The following is a 16,997-nucleotide window of genomic DNA, read 5'->3' as shown; positions in this document are numbered from 1 at the left end:
GTACACCCCTCCGTTGCGTGACATGCAGTTCCTGATGAGCGAAGTGCTGAACGTGGTCGACGAGCTGAAGGCCCTGCCGGCGCATGCCGACATCGACCTCGACACGATCAACGCCGTGCTCGAAGAGGGCGGCAAGTTCGCATCGCAGGTGGTGTTCCCGCTGAACCAGAGCGGCGACGAAGAGGGCTGCACGCTCGACAAGACCACGCACGAAGTGACCGCGCCGAAGGGCTTCAAGGAAGCCTATGCGCAGTACGTCGAAGGCGGCTGGCCGGCGCTGAGCTGCGACCCGGCCTTCGGCGGCCAGGGCCTGCCGCACGTCGTGAACCAGTGCTTCTACGAGATGCTGAACTCGGCCAACCAGGCCTGGACCATGTACCCCGGCCTGTCGCACGGCGCCTACGAGGCGCTGCATGCGCACGGCACCGATGCGCAGAAGGCGCTGTACCTGCCGAAGCTGACCAGCGGCGTGTGGACCGGCACGATGTGCCTGACCGAGCCGCACTGCGGCACCGACCTGGGCCTGCTGCGCACGAAGGCCGAACCGCAGGCGGACGGCACCTACAAGCTGACCGGCAACAAGATCTTCATCTCCGCCGGCGAGCACGACCTGGCCGAGAACATCGTCCACCTGGTGCTGGCGCGCCTGCCGGATGCACCGGCCGGCTCGAAGGGCATCTCGCTGTTCGCGGTGCCGAAGTTCAACGTCAATGCCGACGGCTCGATCGGCTCGCGCAACGGCATCTGGTGCGGCGGCCTCGAGCACAAGATGGGCATCCACGGCAACGCGACCGCGCAGATGGTGCTCGAAGGCGCCGTCGGCACGCTGGTCGGCCAACCGAACAAGGGCCTGGCGGCGATGTTCGTGATGATGAACGCCGCCCGCCTGGGCGTCGGCATGCAGTCGCTGGGGCTGACCGAAGTGGCCTACCAGAACGCGGTGGCCTACGCGAAGGAGCGCATCCAGATGCGCGCGCTGTCGGGCCCGAAGAACCCGGACAAGCCGGCCGACACGATCATCGTGCACCCCGACGTGCGCAAGATGCTGCTGACTGCCCGCGCCTATGCCGAAGGCGGCCGCGCGCTCGCGATGTGGACCACGCTGCAGCTCGACAAGGAGCTGGCCTCGGACGATGAGGACGTGCGCAAGGACTGCGCCGACCTGGTCGCGCTGATCACGCCGATCATCAAGGCCTTCATCACCGACAACGGCTGGATCGCGACCTCGCACTGCATGCAGGTGTTCGGCGGCCACGGCTACATCAAGGAATGGGGCATGGAGCAGTACGTGCGCGATGCCCGCATCAACATGATCTACGAGGGCACCAACACGATCCAGTCGCTGGACCTGCTGGGCCGCAAGATCCTCTCCGACAACGGCGCCAAGCTGAAGAAGTTCGGCAAGCTGGTGCAGGAGTTCGTCGAGGAAGAAGGCACGAACGAGGCGATGCAGGAGTTCGTGAACCCGCTGGCCGAGCTGGGCGACAAGGTCACGAAGCTGACCACCGAGCTGGGCATGAAGGCCTTCGGCAACGCCGACGAAGTGGGCGCGGCCGCGGTCGACTACCTGCGCGTGGCCGGCCACCTGGTGTTCGCGTATTTCTGGGCCCGCATGGCGAAGGTCGCGCTGGCCAAGGTGGACGGCGGTGATCCGTTCTACAAGGCCAAGCTCGCGACGGCACGCTTCTACTACGCGAAGCTGCTGCCCGAGACCGCCTCGCTGATCCGCACCGCGCGCACCGGCCTGAAGCCGCTGATGGAAATGGACGAGGCGCTGTTCTGAGCCTCTGCCTTGCACCCCGTCGAAACAAAACAAATCAGGAGAGACAAGCGATGAAGAGACTGCTGCTGGCACTCGCCGCCACGCTGGCCGTGGCGGGCGCCCATGCCCAGGCCACGCCCGCAGGGCTGTGGAAGACGATCGACGACAGCACGAAGAAGGAGCGCTCGCTGGTGCGCATCGTCGAGACCGACGGCGTGATCAGCGGCAAGCTCGAGAAGCTGCTGGATCCCGATGCGAAGCAGGACGCCGTCTGCGACGAATGCAGCGACGACCGCAAGGGCCAGCCGCTGGTCGGGCTGTCGATCATCCGCGGCGCGAAGAAGAGCGCTGACACCGACGGCTTGTGGGACGGGGGCAGCATCCTCGACCCGGCCAACGGCAAGACCTACAAGCTGCGCCTGAAGCCGATCGAGGGCGGCAAGAAGCTGGAAGTTCGAGGCTATGTCGGCGCGCCGCTGTTCGGCCGCACCCAGACCTGGATCCGGGTCGAGTAAATCAAAGTCAAAGGAGAAGAAACATGAGTCGCTTCAACGTCCGCAAGGTCGCCGTGCTCGGCGCCGGCGTGATGGGCGCGCAGATCGCCGCCCACCTGGTCAACGTCAAGGTGCCGGTCGTGCTGTTCGACCTGCCGGCAAAAGATGGCCCGAAGAACGGCATCGTCACGAAGGCCGTCGAAGGCCTGAAGAAGCTGAAGCCGTCGCCGCTGGGCATCCCGGAAGACGCCGCGCTGATCCAGCAGGCCAACTACGAGGAGCACAGCGAGCTCCTGAAGGATTGCGACCTGATCATCGAGGCCATCGCCGAGCGCATGGACTGGAAGCTCGACCTGTACAAGAAGATCGCGCCCTTCATTGCGCCGCACGCGATCGTCGCGAGCAACACCTCGGGCCTGTCGATCACCAAGCTGGCGGACGTGCTGCCCGAAGAGATCAAGCCGCGCTTCTGCGGCATCCACTTCTTCAACCCGCCGCGGTACATGTACCTGGTGGAGCTGATCCCGACCCCGGCGACGCGGCCGGAGATCCTCGACCAGCTCGAGACCTTCGTGACCACCGCGGTCGGCAAGGGCGTCGTGCGCGCGAAGGACACGCCGAACTTCATCGCCAACCGCGTCGGCATCGCCGGCATGCTGGCGACGATCAAGGAAGCCGAGAACTTCGGGCTGACCTATGACGTGGTCGATGACCTGACCGGCAAGAAGATGGGCCGCGCGAGCTCGGGCACCTTCCGCACCGCGGACGTGGTCGGCCTCGACACGATGGCGCACGTCGTGAAGACGCTGCAGGACAACCTGGCCGACGACCCGTTCTTCCCGAGCTACGCGACGCCGCCGGTGCTGGCCAAGCTGATCGAGCAGGGCGCGCTGGGCCAGAAGAGCGGCGCCGGCTTCTACAAGAAGGTCGGCAAGGACATCCTGCGCCTCGACCCGGCCAAGGCTGACTACGTGCCCGCGGGTGGCAAGGCCGACGAGATCGTCGCGCGCATGCTGAAGAAGGCCGCGCCCGAGCGCCTGAAGCTGCTGCGTGAATCCACCAACCCGCAGGCGCAGTTCCTGTGGGCGATCCTGCGCGACAGCTTCCACTACGTCGCGGTGCACCTGGCCGACATCGCCGATTCGGYGCGCGAGGTCGATTTCGCGATGCGCTGGGGCTTCGGCATGCAGCAAGGCCCGTTCGAGCTGTGGCAGGCCGCCGGCTGGAAGCAGGTGGCCGAATGGGTCAAGGCCGACATCGACGCCGGCAAGGCGCTGAGCAAGGCGCCGCTGCCGGCCTGGGTGTTCGACGGGCGCGAGGGCGTGCACTCGCCGGAAGGCTCGTGGAGCGCGTCGCAGAACAAGTACATCCCGCGCAGCACGCTGCCGGTGTATGCCCGCCAGCACTTCCCCGAGGCCGTGCTCGGCTCGGGCGCGGCCGATCCGCTGAAGGCCGGCACGCAGGAGTTCAAGAACGAGGAAGTGCGCGTCTGGTCGCTCGACGGCGAGGTGCTGATCGCCAGCATCACCGCGAAGCTGCACCTGATCAGCCCGACCGTCACCGAGGGCCTGCTGAAGGCGGTCGAGATCGCCGAAGCGAAGTACAAGGGCCTGGTGATCTGGTCGCCGGATGACGTGTTCTCGGCCGGTGCCAACCTCGAGGCGCTGATGCCGGTCTTCATGAAGAGCGGCGCCAAGGGCATCGCCCCTGAAGAGAAGAAGCTGCAGGACGCGATGCTGCGCATCCGCTACGCGCAGGTCCCGGTCGTCTCGGCGATCCGCGGCATCGCGCTGGGCGGCGGCTGCGAGCTGTCGGTGTACTCGGCCAAGCGCGTCGCGGCGATGGAAAGCTACGTCGGCCTGGTCGAAGTGGGCGTCGGCCTGATCCCGGGCGGCGGCGGTCTCGCGTACATCGCGCGCCGTGCGGCCGAGATGGCGAGCGCCGCGAACGCCAACGCCGACATCCTGAAGTTCCTGACCGACGGCTTCACGAACGCCGCGATGGCCAAGGTGGGCACCAGCGCGATCGAGAGCCGCAAGCTCGGCTACCTGCTGTGGAGCGACGTGATCGTCCCGAACAAGGACGAGCTGCTGTTCGTCGCGATCCAGCAGGCGAAGGCGATGTTCGACAGCGGCTACCGCGCACCAGCGAAGACGCTGTTCCCGGTGGCCGGCCGCAACGCCATTGCCACCATCAAGGCGCAGCTCGTCAACATGCGTGACGGCGGCTTCATCAGCGCGCACGACTTCCACATCTCGGCGCTGATCGCCGACGTGGTGTGCGGCGGCGATGTCGATGCCGGCTCGCTGGTTAGCGAGGAGTACCTGATGGCGCTGGAGCGCAAGCACTTCTGCGGGCTGCTGGAGCACCCGAAGAGTCAAGAACGGATCATGGGCATGCTGCAAACGGGCAAGCCTGTTCGCAACTGAGCGGAGAACACAACATGAGCAAGCAAGTGCAAGACGCCTACATCGTCGCCGCCACCCGCACCCCGATCGGCCGTTCGGGCCGTGGGTACTTCAAGAACACCCGCCCCGACGACCTGCTGGTCACCGCGATCCGCAGCGCGATGGCCCAGGTGCCGACGCTGGACCCGAAGGCGATCGAGGACGCCATCATCGGCTGCTCGTTCCCCGAGGGCGAGCAGGGCATGAACATGGCCCGCATCGCGGTCGCGCTGGCCTTCGCGCACCCGGTGGGCGGCGTGACGGTCAACCGCTTCTGCGCCTCGGGCGTGACGGCGATCCAGATGGCCGCCGACCGCATCCGCGTCGGCGAGGCCGACGTGCTGATCGCCGGCGGTGCCGAGTCGATGAGCCTGGTGCCGATGGGCGGCAACAAGCCGTCGTTCAACCCGCAGGTGTTCGCGAAGGATGAGAACGTCGGCATCGCCTACGGCATGGGGCTGACGGCCGAGAAAGTCGCCGCGCAATGGAAGGTCAGCCGCGAGGCGCAGGACGCGTTCGCGTACGAATCGCACATGCGCGCGCTGAAGGCGCAGAAGGCGGGAGAGTTCACGGACGAGATCACGCCGATCGAGATCGTCGAGCGCTTTCCGAACCTGCTGACCGGTGAGCAGGGCGTGAAGACCCGCACCGTGAGCCTCGACGAAGGCCCGCGCGCCGACACCTCGCCGGAAGGCCTGGCCAAGCTGAAGGCGGTGTTCGCCGCCAAGGGCAGCGTGACCGCCGGCAACAGCTCGCAGACGAGCGACGGCGCCGGTGCGCTGATCCTCGCGAGCGAGAAGGCCGTCAAGCAGTACGACCTGAAGCCGCTGGCCCGTTTCGTCAGCTTCGCGGCGCGCGGCGTGCCGCCCGAGATCATGGGGATCGGCCCGATCGAGGCGATCCCGGCCGCGCTGCGCTATGCCGGCCTGAAGCAGCAGGACCTGGACTGGATCGAGCTGAACGAGGCGTTCGCCGCGCAGTCGCTGGCGGTGATCAACAGCGTCGGGCTCGATCCGGCCAAGGTGAACCCGATGGGCGGCGCGATCGCGCTGGGCCATCCGCTGGGCGCCACCGGGGCGATCCGCGCCGCGACGGTCATCCACGCGCTGCGCCGCCACAACCTGAAGTACGGGATGGTGACGATGTGCGTCGGTACCGGCCAGGGCGCTGCGGGAATTTTTGAGCGCGTCTGATCTCTTCAAGCCAACGAGGTCCGAAGTAACCCCGTTCGCCCTGAGCCTGTCGAAGGGTCGGACTGAGCTCGTCGAAGGCCGCGTGCCACTGGCACCAACCCTTCGACGGACGGGTCCTCGACAGGCTCGGCCCCTGCTCAGGGCGAACGGATCGTGGGTGGAGGTGAGCATGGAGACGAGGCAACTCGAGACCGACGACGGCAGCCGGCTGTCGCTGCGCCTGTACCCGTCGGTCGGCGCCGCGAAAGCCGCGGTGCTGATCGGCGGTGCGATGGGCGTTCGCCAGGACTACTACCAGCCGTTCGCGCAATGGCTKGCCGGGCAGGGCTACGCGGTCGCGACCTTCGACTACCGCGGCATGGGCGAGTCGCGCGCGACGCCGTCGCTGCGCGGCCTGAAGGCCGACCTGTTCAGCTGGGCGCGCGACTACGACAGCGCGATCGATGCGCTGCGCGAGGCCGCGCCGGGCCTGCCGCTGTACCTCGTCGGCCACAGCCTGGGCGCGCAGCTGCCYGGCCTGCTGCGCAACCACGCGCAGGTCGACGGCCTGATCTCGGTGGCGGCCGGCAGCGGCTACTGGCGCGACAACGCGCCGCCGCTGCGCCGCATGATCCTGTACTTCTGGTACGTGCTGGTGCCGGTCGCGACCGCCGTCTTCGGCTACTTCCCCGGCAAGCGGCTGCGCAAGGTCGGCGACCTGCCGAAGGGCGTGATGCTGCAGTGGCGGCGCTGGTGCCTGCATCCGCGCTACCACGTCGGTGCCGAAGGGGCGGCGGTGCGCGAGCAGTTCGAGGCGGCGCGCTTCCCGCTGGTCGCGCTGTCGATCACCGACGATGAACTGATGACCGAGCGCGGCACCCGCGTGCTGGTCGATTGCTACCCGAATGCGCAGCGCCGCATCGAGCGCATCGCGCCGTCCGATGTGCAAGCGAAGCGCATCGGCCACTTCGGGCTGTTCCGCGAGCAGTTCCAGGCGACACTCTGGCCGCGCATGACGGCTTTGCTGCAGGGCTTCGGCCCGGCCTCACTGCACACGATGAAGGAGACGACATGAGCATCAAGACCGCCGTTCTCAACGGCGTATTCACCCTCGAGATCGCGCGCCCCGAGAAGAAGAACGCGATCACGATCGACATGTACCAGGCGATGGCCGACGGCCTGAAGGCCGCGCAGGCCGACGCCGCGGTGCGCGCGGTGCTGATCACCGGCCAGCCCGGCATCTTCACCTCGGGCAACGACCTCGAGGACTTCATGAAACGCCCGCCGAGCGGCCAGGACTCGCCGGTGTTCCAGTTCATGCAGGCGCTGAACGGCTGCGAGAAGCCGGTCGTCGCGGCCGTCACCGGTGCGGCGATCGGCATCGGCACCACGATGCTGCTGCACTGCGACCTGGTCTACGTGGCCGACGAGGCACGCCTCGCGATGCCGTTCGTGAGCCTGGGCCTGGTGCCGGAGTTCGCGTCGAGCCTGGTGGTGCCGCAGTTGGTGGGCCGCGTGAAGGCGGCCGAGAAGATCCTGCTCGGCGAGCCGTTCACCGGGGTCGAGGCGGTCGAGATGGGCATCGCCAACGCGGTGCTGCCGACCAGCGAGGTCGCGCAGCATGCGCGCCGCATCGCCGAGCGCTTCAACGCGCTGCCGCCGGGCGCCRTGCGCGACACGAAGAAGCTGCTGCGCCGCGCCGGCAGCGAGGCCACGCTGCAGGCCATCCAGGCCGAGGCGGCGATCTTCGCCGAGCGCCTCACCAGCCCCGAGGCGCGCGAGGCCTTCAGCGCGTTCTTCCAGAAGCGCAAGCCCGACTTCTCGCAGTTCAGCTGACCCCGGCCCGACCGATGCTTTCCGCGGCGAAGGTGCTGCTGTCGCCGCTGCTGATGTGGCAGGGCTTCCGCGTGCGCCGCCTCGCGCTGCGCCTGCCCGAGGCCGAAGGTTCGCGCGAAGGCGTGGCCGGCACCGGCCGCGTGCGCCTGCGCGTGCTGATCGTCGGCGATTCGTCGGCGGCCGGCGTCGGTGCGCCTACGCAGGCCCAGGCGCTGGCCGGCCGGCTCAGCGAGGCCTTGTCGCAGCGGCTCGGCGGCGCGGTCGTGTGGCAGCTGGTCGCGCACACCGGCGACACCACGCGCGACGCGCTGATCGCACTGGAGAGCGCCCCGCTGCACCCGGCCGACGTGATGGTCACCGCGCTCGGCGTCAACGACGTGATCTCGCAGGTGCCGGTGCGGCGCTGGCTGGCCCAGCTCGACGAGCTCGACCGCGTGGCCGTCCAGCGCGCCGGCGTGCGCCACATCGTGCACAGCGGCGTGCCGCCGATCCACTCGTTCCCGCTGCTGCCGAACCCGCTGCGCTGGGTGCTCGGGCGCGACGCGCGGCGTTTCAACCGGGCGCTGGCCGCGTGGATCAAGCGCTGGCCGGACCGCTGGTGGCTGCCGGTGCCGTTCGAGAACGAGCGGGTGTCCGACAGCATCCTGATGGCCGAAGACGGCTTCCATCCCGGCCCGGCGGTGTATGCGCTGTGGGCCGAGCAACTGGCCGGCATGATCGCGACCGAGCTCGCGCCGCGCCTGCCTGCCACCACCCCCACACGGAGACACCCCCTGCCATGAGCACCGAGCGCCAGACCCTGAAGGGCAAGACCTTGTTCATCACCGGCGCGTCGCGCGGCATCGGCCTCGCGATCGCGAAGCGTGCCGCGGCCGACGGCGCGCGCATCGTGATCGCCGCCAAGACGACCGAGAGCAACCCGAAGCTGCCGGGCACGATCCATTCGGCGGCGGCCGAGATCGAGGCCGCCGGCGGGCAGGCGCTGCCGGTGCAGACCGACATCCGCGACGAGGCGAGCGTGCTGGCGGCCGTCGAGCAGGCGGTGGCGCGCTTCGGCGGCATCGACATCCTCGTCAACAACGCGAGCGCGATCAGCCTGACGCCGACGACCGCGACGCCGATGAAGCGCTTCGACCTGATGTTCGGTGTCAACGTGCGCGGCACCTACCTGGTCACGCAGGCCTGCCTGCCGCACCTGGCGAAGGCCGCGCAGGCCGGTCGCAATCCGCACGTGCTGAACATGTCGCCGCCGCTGTCGATGCGCGAGCGCTGGTTCAGCCCGCACGTCGCCTACACGATGGCCAAGTACGGCATGAGCGAATGCACGCTGGGGCATGCGGGCGAATTCCGGCCGCTGGGCATCGGCGTCAACAGCCTGTGGCCGCGCACCGCGATCGCGACGGCCGCGCTGCAGATGATCCCGGGCGTCGACATCGCGCGCTGCCGCACGCCGCAGATCCTGGCCGATGCGGCGTACCTGGTGCTGACCAGCGACGCGCGGCAGACGACGGGGAATTTCTTCATCGACGACGAGTTGCTGGCGCGGCATGGGGTGACCGACCTCGAGCAGTACAGCGTGACGCCGGGGACGACCGAGTTCGTGCCGGACTTCTTCGTGGACTGATCAGCAGGCGCTCAGCCGATCCCAGGCCATCCGCGCCGCGGCGAGGTCCCACGCCGCGCTGCCGACGCTCTTGAACACGACCGGCCGCTCGCCCGCGCCGGTGAGCTCGGCGGCCTGAGCCAGCCCGCGCACCGTCGACCAGTCGACGCCGGCCTGGATCAGGTCGCCAGCCTCTTCCTTCGCGCCGTCCAGGTCGTCGACGATCAGCGCGGCCCGCCGCACCAGCGCAGCCGGCAGCTCGCACATCGCCGGCGTGAACGCGCCGACCGCGAACACGCGCACGCCCGGGCGCAGCGCATCGGGAATCACCGGCGAGCGGCTCGTCGTCGCGGTGACGATCAAGCTGCAGCGGCCGATCTCGGCGCCGATGTCGTCGATCGGATGCGCCTTGACACCGTGCGCCGCCAGCGTCGCCACCAGGCCGTCGGCCGCTGCGCGCGAACGCGCCGCGATGCCGATCCACGCCGGCGCCAGCACCGCCGCGAAGGCCTGTGCATGTGCCAGCGCCTGCGCGCCGGCACCGACGATCAGCAGGCGCTCGCCCGCCGGCACCTGCAACCCCAATGCCGCCGCCAGCGACACCGCCGCGGTGCGCCGTGCGGTCAGCGTGACACCGTCGAACATCGCCAGCCGCTCGCCGGTCGCGCGGTCCATCAGCAGCACCTCGCCCTGCACGCGCTCGCGCCCGAGCGCCGGGTTGCCGTGGTTCACCGTCACCAGCTTGACGCTGGCGTAGTGCGCGTCGCTGGCCGGCATCAGCAGCAGCCTGTCGTCGCCCGACAGCGCGAAGCTGCTGCGCAGCGGCGCCTGCAGCCGGCCTTCAGCGCGCTCGACGGCTGCGCGCATGACCGCATCGGCCAGCGGCCGCCACGGCAGCAGCGCGGCCGTCTGCTCCGCGTCGATCAGGCGCACCGGCTCAGTCCCGTGGAATGACCCGCGGCTGCCCGTCGCGGTCGATCGCGACATAGGTCAGGTTCGCCTCGGTGACCTTCACCACCTTCAGGTCGGCCGGGTTGCGCTCGGCGTACACCTCGACGTGCACCGTGATCGACGTGCGCCCGATCCGCTCGACCCGGGCGTAGAAGCTCAGCAGGTCGCCGATCGACACCGCCTGCTTGAACACGAACTCGTTGACGGCGACCGTCACGACGCGGCCCTTCGCGATGCGCGCCGGCAGCACCGAGCCGGCGAGGTCGACCTGGGCCATGATCCAGCCGCCGAAGATGTCGCCGTTGCTGTTCGAGTCGGCCGGCATCGGCATCACGCGCAGCACCAGATCGAGGTCTTTCGGCAACGTGACCGCCAACGCGGGGTCGTGCTGCGGCTGGCTTGTATTCATACTCGGCGCCTTCACCTGGGTTCAACCCCTCGATTCTTCCACGATGCGATCCCTCTCGACCCCCTTGCCACCCCCCGATGCCGTGACGCCTGCCGCAGCGCGCTCCGATGCGGCCACCTTGCGCAAGCTGCTGCCCTACCTGTGGCGCTACCGCTGGCGCGTGTCGATCGCGCTCGGCTTCATGGTGGCGGCCAAGCTGGCCAACGTCGGCGTGCCGCTGCTGCTGAAGCAGCTGGTCGACAGCCTGTCGATCAAGCCGGGCGACATCCAGGCGGTGCTGGTCGTGCCGATCGGGCTGCTGGCGGCCTACGGGCTGCTGCGGCTGTCGACCTCGCTGTTCACCGAGCTGCGCGAGCTGATCTTCGCGAAGGCCACCGAGGGCACGGCGCGCAGCATCTCGCTCAACGTGTTCCGCCACCTGCATGCGCTGAGCCTGCGCTTCCACCTCGAGCGCCAGACCGGCGGCATGACGCGCGACATCGAGCGCGGCACGCGCGCGGTGCATTCGCTGATCTCGTACTCGCTCTACAGCATCGTGCCCACGCTGGTCGAGATGGTGCTCGTGCTGACGCTGCTGGCGGTCAAGTTCGACGCCTGGTTCGCGTGGATCACGCTGGCGGCGCTGGTGGTGTACATCAGCTTCACGGTCGTCTTCACGAACTGGCGCACGCAGTTCCGCAAGCAGATGAACGAGCTCGATTCCACCGCGCATTCGCGCGCGATCGACTCGCTGCTGAACTACGAGACCGTCAAGTACTTCAACAACGAGGATTTCGAGGCCCGCCGCTACGACGAGAGCCTGGAGCGGCTGCGCCGCGTCGCGCTGAAGTCGCAGGCCACGCTGTCGATGCTGAACACCGGCCAGCAGCTGATCATCGCGGCCGGCCTGGTCGCGATGCTGTGGCGCGCGACGCAGGGCGTGGTGGCCGGCCACATGACGCTCGGCGACCTGGTGATGATCAACGCCTTCATGATCCAGCTCTACATCCCGCTGAACGTCCTCGGCGTGATCTACCGCGAGATCAAGCAGAGCCTGACCGACCTCGACAAGATGTTCGCGCTGCTCGAGCGCGAGCGCGAGATCGCCGACACGCCGGGCGCGCTGCCGCTGCAGGTGACGCATGGGCAGCTGCGCTTCGACCACGTCGATTTCTCGTACGAGCCGGACCGGCAGATCCTGCACGACGTGAGCTTCGAGATCCCGGCCGGCAAGACGGTGGCGGTGGTGGGCCCGTCGGGCTCGGGCAAGAGCACGCTCGCGCGGCTGCTGTACCGCTTCTACGACGTGCAGGCCGGCGTGATCACGATCGACGGCCAGGACCTGCGCTCCGTCACACAGGGCAGCGTGCGCCAGAACATCGGCATCGTCCCGCAGGACACGGTGCTGTTCAACGACAGCGTCGCCTACAACATCGCCTACGGCCGGCCCGGCACCGGTGCCGCCGAGGTCGAGGCGGCGGCGAAGGCGGCCCGCATCCACGATTTCATCGTCTCGACGCCCAAGGGCTACGAGACGACGGTCGGCGAGCGCGGGCTGAAGCTGAGCGGCGGCGAGAAGCAGCGCGTCGCGATCGCGCGCACGCTGCTGAAGGACCCGCCGATCATGATCTTCGACGAGGCCACCTCGGCGCTCGACTCGGCCAACGAGCGCGCGATCCAGGCCGAGCTGCAGGGCGTCGCGCGCAACAAGACGGCGCTCGTCATCGCGCACCGGCTGTCCACCGTCGTCGATGCGCACCAGATCCTGGTGATGGAGCAGGGCCGCATCGTCGAACGCGGCACGCATGCGCAATTGTTGGCACTCGACGGCCGTTACGCCGACATGTGGCGGCTGCAGCAGAGCGCCGCATCCGACGAGCTGTCCGCCGTCATGTAGGAAGGCTCCGAAGAATCCGACCCGGTTCGTGAAAAACGAGCGTGAACTCTCAGTCAATTGTGAACAATCGTTACGGAGCTGACGAGCACACATCTTGTTGCACTTCTAGAGTCGCGTTCACCGATTCACCCACAGAGGACGGATGCGATGACTGCTCACAAGACTTTTTCCCGTGCGGTTCTGTTTTCCTTGCTGGCGGTCGCCGGCGCGATCTCGACGCCTGCCAAGGCGGCGCCTGATGCGGTGGCCCATGCCACCTTGCGCCTGCCCGACGCCAAGGTCGTCTGGATCGACAACGAGAGCTTTGCCTTCGACACCTGCTCGGCCGCCGGCAGCGAGCACGTGGCCGCGGTGATGGGCGCGCTGCGCGAGCGGCTGATGAGCGACCTGGGCCCGATGATGCTGAACAACGGCGTGACGCCGGCGAGCCAGCAGTTCGTCACGCTGACGCCGGTGAATGGCGGGCAGGACTGCAACACGCTGGCCAGCCGCGTGGTGTTCCGCGTGGCCGGCGCCAGCGCCAAGGCGGGCGGCGCCTGGACCGCCGACATCGTCGCGCAGACCGCCGGGCCGACGGCCGATTCACGCCAGGCGTCGACCCAGCTGGTGAACGACCTGGTGCACGAACTGGACATCACGCTGAGCAAGCGCTGAAGAAGCCCTGAACCGCGGGCCCTAAACTCTTGCCGTGGAAACCAAGTGGCTTGAAGATTTCGTCAGCCTCGCCGAGACGCGGAGCTTTTCGCGTTCGGCGCAGATGCGGCATGTGACGCAGCCGGCGTTCTCGCGCCGCATCCAGGCGCTGGAGGCCTGGGCCGGGCTGGACCTGGTCGACCGCTCGTCGTACCCGACCCGCCTCACGCCGGCCGGCGAGACCTTCCATGCGCAGGCGCTGGACATCCTCGGCGCGCTGCAGACCACGCGCAACATGATGCGCGGCCACCAGGTCGCCGCGCAGGACATGATCGAGTTCGCGGTGCCGCACTCGCTCGCGTTCACCTTCTTCCCGCATTGGGTGATGGACCTGCGCAAGCGCTTCGGGGCCCTGAAGAGCCGCCTGATCGCGCTCAACGTGCACGATGCCGTGATGCAGCTGACCGAGGGCAGCTGCGACCTGCTGATCGCCTACCACCACCCGTCGCAGCCGCTGCAGCTCAGCCCCGAGCGCTACGAGATGCTGAGCCTCGGCCACGAGACGCTGGCCGTGTACGCGAAGGCCGATGCGAAGGGCGAGCCGCTGTTCCGCCTGCCCGGCGCCCCCGGCGAGCGCGTGCCCTTCCTCAGCTACGGCGCGGGGGCCTACCTGGGGCGGCTGGTCGAGCAGATCGTCAAGCTCGCCCCGGCGCCGCTCAACCTCGACCCGATCTACGAGACCGACATGGCCGAGGGCCTGAAGGCGATGGCGCTCGAGGGGCACGGCCTCGCCTTCCTGCCGGTGAGCTCGGTGAAGAAGGAGCTGAAGAGCCGGCGCCTGGTGCGGGCCGCCGCGCCCGGCATGCTCGAGCTGACGATGGAAGTGCGCATCTACCGCGAGCTGCCCGATCTCTCGCGCCAGGGCGGCAAGCCCGGCGCCCGGGCCCTGTGGAACTTCCTCAAGCCGGCGGGCTGAAACACCCCACGCCAGAGGGTTTTCCCTCGCGCGGCATGCATTCGATGCATGGGTTCTCCGCCAATCCGCATTGGCTTTCCGACAGGCAGGCGAATACAGTCCGCGCCCATCGCCACCCGAACGCCAACTTGTCCCCATGTGCCGCCGCCCCGGTGCCCGCGTCATCGATCCCACGCCGTCCTGCAGGCACACTGGCGTCCCGCCGTGTGCCCTGCGCATCGGCCCTTGTGGCATGAAGGTTGCGAGACTCCACCCATGACGTACGTGCACGGCAAGCGCCGGTTTTCCGCTCTCCTGACCGCGTCGATGCTCGTGCTGGCCACGTTCGGCGCATGGGCCGCCGCGCTGCCTGCGCAGGCCGCGCCGGCGACTGCCGCGGTGCCCACCGGTCCGGTGCTCGACCGCATCCGCCAGACCGGCAAGATCCTGATCGCGCACCGCGAATCCTCGGTGCCGTTCTCGTACCTCGATGCCGACAAGAAGCCGATGGGCTATGCGGTCGACCTGTGCCTGAAGCTGGCCGAGGCGGTGCGCAAGCGGCTCGAGATGAAGGCCCTCGCGCCGGAGTTCGTGCTCGTCACCGCCGGCAACCGCATCCAGATGGTCGTCGACGGCAAGGCCGACCTGGAGTGCGGCTCCACCACCAACAACGCCGAGCGTCGCCAGAAGGTGGCCTTCACGATCCCGCACTACATCACCGGCGCGCGCTACATGGTGCTGGCCGACAGCCCGATCGCCGAGCTGCCGATGTTCGAGGGCAAGAAGCTCGTGTCGACCAAGGGCACGACGCCGCTGAAGGAGGTGGACCGCGCGAACCGCGAACGCCTGCTGCGCATCACCATCGTCGAGGCGCCCGAGCATGCCAAGGCCATGCAGATGGTGCTGGCCGGCGAGGTCGACGGCTTCGTGATGGACGACGTGCTGCTCTATGGCCTGATCTCGTCGAGCGCCGAGCCGGGCAAGCTGAAGGTGGTGGGCAAGTTCCTGACCATCGAGCCGCTCGCGATCATGATGCGCAAGGACGACCCCGAGTTCAAGAAGATCTGCGACGAGGAGATGAAGCGCCTGATCCTCAGCCGCGAGGCCTATGCGATCTACGATCACTGGTTCAACAAGCCGATCCCGCCGAAGAACCTGCCGCTGAACCTGCCGATGAACTACCTGCTGCGGGACTTCTGGAAGTACCCGTCGGACCAGGTGCCGGGGTGATGTTCCAGCCGTTGTCGAAAGAAGCATCCGGTCTACGTGGAACTGCGTAGCTCCCGACTCCCTAGAATTTCGTTGTTGTCGTGGGTGGGTACTCGCCCCCCTCTTTTCCACCCTGAAGGAGATCGTATGAAAAAGGCATGGCTGAGCGTTGCCGCCCTGTTGACCGTCGCGGGCGTCGCCCAGGCGCAGCAGAGCGACACGCTGAAGAAGATCAAGGACAGCGGCACCGTCACGATGGGGGTGCGCGAGTCGTCGGGCGCCCTGGCCTACACGCTGGGCGACGGCAAGTACGCCGGCTTCCACTACGACGTCTGCCAGAAGGTGCTGGCCGACATCCAGAAGCAGCTGGGCCTGGCCAAGCTGGACATCAAGTACCAGCCGGTCACCTCGCAGAACCGCATCCCGCTGGTGCAGAACGGCACCGTCGACATCGAGTGCGGCTCGACCACCAACAACGCCACCCGCCAGAAGGACGTCGCCTTCGCCTTCACCACCTACGTGGAAGAAGTGCGCATCGCGGTGAAGGCCAACTCGGGCATCACCGCGATCGGCCAACTGGCCGGCAAGACGGTGGCCACCACCACCGGCACGACCTCGGTGCAGACGCTGCGCAAGCACGAGCGCGCCACCGGCATCGACTTCAAGGAAGTGTTCGGCAAGGACCACGCCGACAGCTTCCTGCTGCTGGAATCGGGCCGCGCCGATGCCTTCGTGATGGACGGCCAGATCCTCGCCGGCAACATCTCGCGCGCGAAGAACCCGGCCGACTTCAAGATCGTCGGCGAAGTGCTGAGCGTCGAGCCGATCGCGATCATGCTGCGCAAGGATGACCCGGCCTTCAAGAAGGCGGTCGACGACAGCATCGTGGCGCAGATCAAGTCGGGCGACCTCGCCAAGACCTACGACAAGTGGTTCAACCAGCCGATCCCGCCGAGCAACACCAAGGTCGGCCTGCCGCTGTCGGACGCCACCAAGGCCGCCTGGGCGGCCCCGAACGACAAGCCGATGGAAGACTACGCCAAGAAGTAAGGCGGGTTCTTGCGATGGACCGGGACTGAGGTAAGCCCTGACGCCACTGGGCGCGACACTTGCTTACAGTCCCCCCAGCGCGGCGCCGGGTGACCCGCGTCGCGCTTTTTCTTGGGGCAGCGCAGTCGTCGTGCGCCCCTCACAAGAATTGGAGCAATGCCTTGGGCAAGTGGGACTGGCAGGTATTCCTGCAAGACACGGGGGGCGGGCAGACCTACCTTCAGTGGATGTTGTCGGCATGGGGGTGGACCTTGTCAGTGGCCTTGCTGGCACTGATCGTCTCGCTCGTGTTGGGTTCGTTGGTCGGCATCTTGCGCACGCTGCCGAACAAGGTGCTCGCCTACCTCGGTGAAACCTGGGTCGAGTTGTTCCGCAACGTTCCTCTTCTGGTCCAGCTTTTCATCTGGTACCACGTCATTCCGACGATGTTCCTGAGCCTGCGAGCCGTTCCAAGCTTCGTGCTGGTGGTGTTCGCGCTCGGATTCTTCACCTCTGCGCGCATTGCCGAGCAGGTGAAGGCTGGCATCAACGCGTTGCCGAAGGGGCAGCGCTATGCAGGCCTCGCGATGGRCCTCACGCTGCCGCAGACCTATCGATATG

The 16,997-nt window shown here is 67.9% G+C and carries 16 protein-coding genes; 14 read left to right on the top strand and 2 right to left on the bottom strand.

What is annotated here, in order from left to right; translation table 11 throughout:
• From AC1D1T_RS20430 to AC1D1T_RS20395, 8 genes are all read left to right on the top strand, one after another.
• On the top strand, nucleotides 1–1,783 hold a 1,783-nt coding region (locus tag AC1D1T_RS20430), incomplete at its 5' end, for an acyl-CoA dehydrogenase C-terminal domain-containing protein (protein ID WP_477992392.1).
• A 50-nt stretch (nucleotides 1,784–1,833) separates the two neighbouring features.
• Nucleotides 1,834–2,277, top strand: a complete 444-nt coding sequence (locus AC1D1T_RS20425) for a DUF2147 domain-containing protein (RefSeq protein ID WP_047500318.1) — start codon at nucleotides 1,834–1,836, stop codon at nucleotides 2,275–2,277.
• Between the two features lie 23 nt (nucleotides 2,278–2,300).
• Nucleotides 2,301–4,685, top strand: a complete 2,385-nt coding sequence (locus AC1D1T_RS20420) for a 3-hydroxyacyl-CoA dehydrogenase/enoyl-CoA hydratase family protein (protein ID WP_477992391.1) — start codon at nucleotides 2,301–2,303, stop codon at nucleotides 4,683–4,685.
• Between the two features lie 14 nt (nucleotides 4,686–4,699).
• A complete protein-coding gene (locus AC1D1T_RS20415) occupies nucleotides 4,700–5,896 on the top strand; it encodes an acetyl-CoA C-acyltransferase (protein ID WP_477826092.1) in 1,197 nt (398 codons plus the stop codon).
• Between the two features lie 169 nt (nucleotides 5,897–6,065).
• Entirely contained in the window at nucleotides 6,066–6,950 is an 885-nt protein-coding gene (locus AC1D1T_RS20410) for an alpha/beta hydrolase family protein (RefSeq protein WP_477826091.1), read from the top strand.
• Nucleotides 6,947–7,711, top strand: coding sequence for an enoyl-CoA hydratase (locus AC1D1T_RS20405; protein WP_477992390.1), 765 nt, complete (start codon nucleotides 6,947–6,949; stop codon nucleotides 7,709–7,711). Before AC1D1T_RS20410 ends, AC1D1T_RS20405 begins: the two co-directional genes overlap by 4 nt.
• 14 nt (nucleotides 7,712–7,725) lie before the next feature.
• Complete coding sequence (locus tag AC1D1T_RS20400; protein WP_465110980.1) at nucleotides 7,726–8,493, top strand: SGNH/GDSL hydrolase family protein; 768 nt, start codon at nucleotides 7,726–7,728, stop codon at nucleotides 8,491–8,493.
• Complete coding sequence (locus tag AC1D1T_RS20395; protein ID WP_047500330.1) at nucleotides 8,490–9,335, top strand: SDR family oxidoreductase; 846 nt, start codon at nucleotides 8,490–8,492, stop codon at nucleotides 9,333–9,335. Before AC1D1T_RS20400 ends, AC1D1T_RS20395 begins: the two co-directional genes overlap by 4 nt.
• Here the strand turns inward: AC1D1T_RS20395 and AC1D1T_RS20390 are convergent, their stop codons facing one another.
• Nucleotides 9,336–10,247, bottom strand: a complete 912-nt coding sequence (locus tag AC1D1T_RS20390; protein ID WP_477841466.1) for a delta(1)-pyrroline-2-carboxylate reductase family protein — start codon at nucleotides 10,245–10,247, stop codon at nucleotides 9,336–9,338. It lies immediately after the preceding gene.
• A gap of 4 nt (nucleotides 10,248–10,251) precedes the next feature.
• Nucleotides 10,252–10,674, bottom strand: a complete 423-nt coding sequence (locus AC1D1T_RS20385) for an acyl-CoA thioesterase (RefSeq protein WP_047500334.1) — start codon at nucleotides 10,672–10,674, stop codon at nucleotides 10,252–10,254.
• Between the two features lie 43 nt (nucleotides 10,675–10,717).
• Between AC1D1T_RS20385 and AC1D1T_RS20380 the strand changes: the two genes are divergently transcribed.
• The 6 genes from AC1D1T_RS20380 to AC1D1T_RS20355 form a co-directional block, all read left to right on the top strand.
• The gene (locus AC1D1T_RS20380; RefSeq protein ID WP_477992389.1) at nucleotides 10,718–12,550 is read left to right on the top strand and encodes an ABCB family ABC transporter ATP-binding protein/permease; all 1,833 of its coding nucleotides are present in this window, start codon (nucleotides 10,718–10,720) and stop codon (nucleotides 12,548–12,550) included.
• 147 nt (nucleotides 12,551–12,697) lie between these two features.
• Entirely contained in the window at nucleotides 12,698–13,204 is a 507-nt protein-coding gene (locus AC1D1T_RS20375) for a hypothetical protein (RefSeq protein ID WP_477829121.1), read from the top strand.
• A 34-nt stretch (nucleotides 13,205–13,238) separates the two neighbouring features.
• A complete protein-coding gene (locus tag AC1D1T_RS20370) occupies nucleotides 13,239–14,159 on the top strand; it encodes a LysR substrate-binding domain-containing protein (protein ID WP_477841470.1) in 921 nt (306 codons plus the stop codon).
• A 306-nt stretch (nucleotides 14,160–14,465) separates the two neighbouring features.
• On the top strand, nucleotides 14,466–15,368 hold the full coding sequence (locus tag AC1D1T_RS20365; protein WP_477828837.1) for an amino acid ABC transporter substrate-binding protein: 903 nt from the start codon (nucleotides 14,466–14,468) through the stop codon (nucleotides 15,366–15,368).
• A gap of 126 nt (nucleotides 15,369–15,494) precedes the next feature.
• Nucleotides 15,495–16,397, top strand: a complete 903-nt coding sequence (locus tag AC1D1T_RS20360) for a transporter substrate-binding domain-containing protein (RefSeq protein WP_477841472.1) — start codon at nucleotides 15,495–15,497, stop codon at nucleotides 16,395–16,397.
• Nucleotides 16,398–16,558: 161 nt separating this feature from the next.
• On the top strand, nucleotides 16,559–16,997 hold a 439-nt coding region (locus tag AC1D1T_RS20355; protein ID WP_477992388.1), incomplete at its 3' end, for an ABC transporter permease subunit.

The sequence above is a fragment of the Rhizobacter sp. P2_H3 genome, assembly GCF_056403355.1.
This window is presented reverse-complemented; position numbering and strand designations above follow the sequence as displayed.